We start from the raw sequence: 545 nt of genomic DNA on the forward strand, positions 1-545 counted from the left end.
GCAGCGGCCGTGGCGGCGCATCGCCGCCGAGGCCTGGGCGGTGGCCAGCGCGCGCGGGCCGCTGCTGCTGGCGCTGGCGTTCGCGCTGTATGCGCTGCAGTTCTATGCCTTGCTGAGCTTCCTGCCGACCTTGTTGATGCAGCGCCTGCAGGTCGACGCGGCCAGCGCCGGCACGCTCGGCGGCCTGGCGATCGGCGCCAACGTGATCGGCAACCTCGCCGCCGGCTGGCTGCTGCGCCGCGGCGCGCGGCGCTGGCGGTTGATCGCGCTCGCCAGCCTGACGATGGGCGCGGCCGCGGCCGGCGCGTTCGCGTTGCCGCTGCCGGCGATGGCGGCCTACGCGCTGTGCGTGCTGTTCGCCCTGGCCGGCGGCCTGCTGCCGGCCTCGGCGATCGGCGGCGCCGCCGCGCTGGAGCGCGATCCGGGGCGGATCGCGATCGCGGTCGGCCTGCTGATGCAGGGCAGCTACCTGGGCCAGGTGCTCGGCCCGCCGCTGTTCGGCAGCGTGGTCCAGGCCGCCGGCTGGCCGGCCGCGGCGTGGCCGG

The 545-nt window shown here is 77.4% G+C and carries 1 protein-coding gene; it reads left to right on the plus strand.

Features of this window, described 5'->3' with window-relative positions; genetic code table 11:
- On the plus strand, positions 1-545 hold a 545-nt coding region (locus A7A76_RS24770; protein ID WP_206413819.1), incomplete at both ends, for an MFS transporter.

Origin of the sequence: Lysobacter enzymogenes (assembly GCF_017168095.1) — a bacterium.
Classification (GTDB): domain Bacteria; phylum Pseudomonadota; class Gammaproteobacteria; order Xanthomonadales; family Xanthomonadaceae; genus Lysobacter; species Lysobacter enzymogenes_D.